The 3,951-nt window shown below is 73.3% G+C and carries 4 protein-coding genes; all 4 read right to left on the bottom strand.

Annotated features, from left to right (window positions below):
• Positions 1-709 (bottom strand): DEAD/DEAH box helicase (locus I5E_RS07825; protein ID WP_187290474.1); only part of this gene is annotated, 709 nt, incomplete at its 3' end.
• Between the two features lie 19 nt (positions 710-728).
• The gene (locus I5E_RS07820) at positions 729-2,573 is read right to left on the bottom strand and encodes a thioredoxin domain-containing protein (protein WP_022906487.1); all 1,845 of its coding nucleotides are present in this window, start codon (positions 2,571-2,573) and stop codon (positions 729-731) included.
• Between the two features lie 38 nt (positions 2,574-2,611).
• Positions 2,612-3,184: an AAA family ATPase gene (locus I5E_RS07815; RefSeq protein WP_022906486.1), complete on the bottom strand. Its 573-nt coding sequence runs from the start codon at positions 3,182-3,184 to the stop codon at positions 2,612-2,614.
• Between the two features lie 3 nt (positions 3,185-3,187).
• Positions 3,188-3,951 (bottom strand): NAD-dependent epimerase/dehydratase family protein (locus I5E_RS25320; RefSeq protein WP_022906485.1); only part of this gene is annotated, 764 nt, incomplete at its 5' end.

The raw sequence follows: 3,951 nt of genomic DNA, 5'->3' as shown, positions 1-3,951 counted from the left end.
CGAGCGCGTCCGTGATCCCCTGCATGGTGTCACGGTCGTCGGCGCTGCTGCCGTGGTCGTCCGTCCGCGGGTCGTCCTCGTCCCCTCCGTCGTCGGCGTCGTCGGAGTTCTCCGCGACGAGCGGGCGGTACCGGATCTCGACCGGGTACGTGCGGCCGGAGACCTCGATGATCGGCGCACCGCCGAAGTGCTTCGAGAAGGACTCCGGGTCGATCGTCGCGCTCGTGATGATGAGCTTGAGGTCGGGGCGGCGGGGGAGGAGTCGCTTGAGGTAGCCGAGCAGGAAGTCGATCGTGAGGGACCGCTCGTGCGCCTCGTCGATGATGATCGTGTCGTACCGCTTGAGGTCGCGGTCGAAGTGGATCTCGTTGAGCAGGATGCCGTCGGTCATCAGCTTCACCCGGGTGTCGGAGGACACCTTGTCGGTGAAGCGGACCTGGTACCCGACGAGTCCGCCGAGTTCGCCGCCGAGTTCTTCCGACACACGCTCGGCGATGGTGCGGGCCGCGATCCGTCGGGGCTGCGTGTGCCCGATGTGCGTCCGTCCGAGCTCGAGGCAGATCTTCGGCAGCTGCGTGGTCTTGCCCGACCCCGTGGCGCCCGCGACGATCACGACCTGGTTGTCGCGGATGGCGGCAGCGATGTCGTCCCGCCGCTGCGACACCGGCAGTTCGGGCGGGTACGTGATGACGGGCAGCGTGGTCGACATGAGCATTCCAGGATACCCGTCAGCGGCTCGCGTCGCTGAGCTGCGCGGACAGCGCGTCCGCCGAGCGCGCCGGGAGCGCACACACCCGGTCGTGGCAGACGTACGCCGCGCCGTCGTCATCGGCGCGGCCCGTGAGGAGCTCGAAGCCCGCGGCAGCCCAGGCCCGGGCCTGCGTCGGGGTCACGAGGGCGATCGTCGTCCCCGGTCGCCTGGCCGCGAGCGCGGCCGATCGCATCGGGTCGTCCGGGTCCGACGTCACCACGACGACCTCGCGCGAGGGACGCCCCAGGGCGAGCGCGACGCCGAGGGCGTCGGCGTGCCCGAACGTTCGTTCCGTCCCGGTGACGGCCCGGTCGGCCACGAGCGAGGCTGCCGCTGCCCGCAAGGATTGGTCACCGGTGAGCGCGGCCAGCGTCGCGGCGGCCCCGGCGAGCGCGACGGTGCCGGAGCGCACGGCGGTCTGCGGCTGCTCGCCCGTGACGGTACCGGCAGCGGCGAGCACCGGGTCGGCGTCGAACCGACCGGCGAGGCCGTCGGCGACCAGGGATCGGGCGACCTCGGCGTAGTGCACCGCACCGGTGACGAGGGCGAGTTCGAGGAGCCCCTCGGCGAGGAGCCCCACGTCCTCGATGGTCGGCGCCGCGGTCGAGGTGCCACGCGGGGTGCTCGACCGTACCGCCACGTGCCCGTCCGTGAGGTGCCCGGCCACGATCGCGTCCGCTGCTCCCCGGGCGAGCGCGATCATCTCGGCGTCCCCGTGGCGGGCCCCGGCGATCGCGAGTCCGCGGATCGCGAGGCCGTTCCACCCCGTGAGCACCTGGTCGTCGAGCGGCGGGGGATCGAGCCGCCCACGCTCGTCGAGCGGGAGTCGGTACCACGCGCCCTCGACCCGCCGGCCGTTGATCGTCGACTCGCTGTCCTGCGCCGCGACGAACGCGCCGTCCGGCCGGCGGAGGGTGTCCCGCAGGAAGTCGGCGATGCCCCGGGCCTGTTCGGCCCCGGCGACCGCGAGCAGTCCGGCGTTGTCGTAGAGCATCCGCTCGTAGTGCGGCACCGACCAGTCGCGCCTGGTCGCGTACCGGAAGACCCCGCCGTCCGCGTCGGTCAGCTCGGTCGTGCGGATCGCGTGCAGGGAGCGGTCGAGCAGCGCGGATGCCTGCTCACCGCCGTCGGCGGCGACGTCCGACAGGAACTCGAGCAACGGTGCGCTCGGGAACTTCGGCGCACCCCCGAAACCGCCGTAGGTGGTGTCTTCAGCACGTGCCAGTTGGTCGACGACGGCCCGGATCTCGTCGACGGCCGGGAGGCGCGGCGCACCCCCGCCACCGACCGCACCACGCGGGGCGGTGCGGTCCGCCTCGGCGCCCTGCCGGATCGCGGCGGCGATCGCGCTCGCGTTCGCGTCCACCTCGTGCCGGCGGTCCGTCCACGCGTCGAGCACCGCGGCGAGGATCTGCCGGAACGCCGGTACCTGCCCCACCGGCGACGGCGGGAAGTACGTGCCCGCGAAGAACACGTGCCCCTCGGGCGTGAGGAAGGTCGTCAGCGGCCATCCGAGCTGGTCGGTGAACGCGCTCGCCGACGCCATCAGGCTGGCGTCCACGTCGGGGCGTTCTTCGCGGTCGACCTTCACCGCGACGAAGTCTTGCCGGAGCAGCTCGCCGATCCCCGGGTCGGAGAAGCTCTCGCGGGCCAGCACGTGGCACCAGTGGCACGTCGCGTAGCCGACGGACACGAGGACGGGGACGTCTCGCTCGCGGGCTTCGGCGAACGCTTCGGGACCCCACTCGCGCCAGTCGACCGGGTTGTCGGCGTGCTGCAGGAGGTAGGGGCTGATCGCGGTGCCGAGGCGGTTGTCGGTCATGTGTCCAGCCTGCCTCCCTCGGCCTGGGCGCCGCGCCGTCAGGCGCGATCTGTGGACGGATCTGGTCCGTCCACAGGCGACCGCAGGTCGATCCATCCGGTGCGGGCCGCGAGCCGCACGGCCACGTCACCGGGTGCCATGGAGTCCGTGTCCACCCACGTGACGTCGCCCCGGACCGCCGCGTCGAGCCTCCCGGCCGTCCGCGTGCTGTGCGCCAGCTGCGCCTCGGGCAGGTGTCCACCGGACCGACGGCGCAGGCGGTCGGCCGTGGTCGCGTCGTCGGCGCGCAGCAGGACCGCGGTCACGACGGGGTCGTCGCCCATCGCCCGCGCCAACGCGTCCTGTTCCAGCACCGACACGGTGTTCGTGTAGACCAGCCGGTGGTGACCCAGCTCGCGGTAGGCGGCCCACATCGCGGCGAGGTTCCGTTCGGCGAGCCGGGCCTCGGGGTGCTCGACGTGCGGCGCGGGGTGGGCGAGGTCGAGGAAGTCGCCCTCGATCACGGCGTGCCGGACGTCGGCGGCGACGAGCAGGTCGTGCAGGGCCTCGGCCGCGGTGGTCTTGCCGACCCCGGAGCGTCCGCCGATGAACAGGACCTCGGAGCGGGGCACGGGTCAGCCGCGGTGGCTCAGGGACAGCAACGCGAGCGCGGCGTCCTCGGGGCCGTAGTCGAACAGCCGGTCCCAGAACGGGTCGGCCGCCCACGGGACGTCGCCGTCCGCCGGGACGGCGTGGGCCGTCTCGACGAGCCAGTCGAGCTCGGGTCGGACGGCCGTCGCGAACGCGGGCGGCTCCCACCCGAGCGACCGTGCCGCCGTCGTGTCGAGGACGAACGGCGTCGGGGACGACCACGGGGTCGTGCCGACGAACGCGGGGGCGTCTTCGTCGAGCAGGACCTCGTCGAAGGCGTGGTCGAGGTGTCCCGCGATCGTGCGGACGATCTCGAGCACGCTCGGGGCGGTGTCGTCGGCCACGTTGAGGATGCGCCGGTCGGGGGCGTCCGCCACGAGACGCACCAGCGAGGCGATGCCGCTCGCGGCGGTGGTGTGGTCGACACCGCGGCCGTGGTCGGCGAGCAGGATGCGCTCCCGGCCGTCGAGGGCGCGGCGGACGACGAACCACTCGCGGGGTCGTCCGATGCCGACGCCGTGGACCTTCGACGGGCGGAGCACGGTGACGGGCGCGCCGTGGTCGAGCAGGACCTGCTCGGCGGCGACCTTCGCCGCGCCGTAGCCGTCGCGCGCGGTGGGGTCGCCGTCACCCGCCGCGACCGTCGGCGTCAGCTCGGTCACCGCACCCCCGAACACCGGCCGGTCGACCGAGTTCGCGTGGCGTCCCTGCTCGTCGACGTACACGGCCTTCGACGAGACGAAGACCG

This window comes from Curtobacterium sp. B18 (assembly GCF_000333375.1).
Classification (GTDB): Bacteria; Actinomycetota; Actinomycetes; order Actinomycetales; family Microbacteriaceae; genus Curtobacterium.
This window is presented reverse-complemented; position numbering and strand designations above follow the sequence as displayed.

Excerpts from the sequence above, each read along its gene's own strand:
- I5E_RS07820 (WP_022906487.1), bottom strand. The coding sequence starts at position 2,573 with ATGACCGACAACCGCCTCGGCACCGCGATCAGCCCCTACCTCCTGCAG.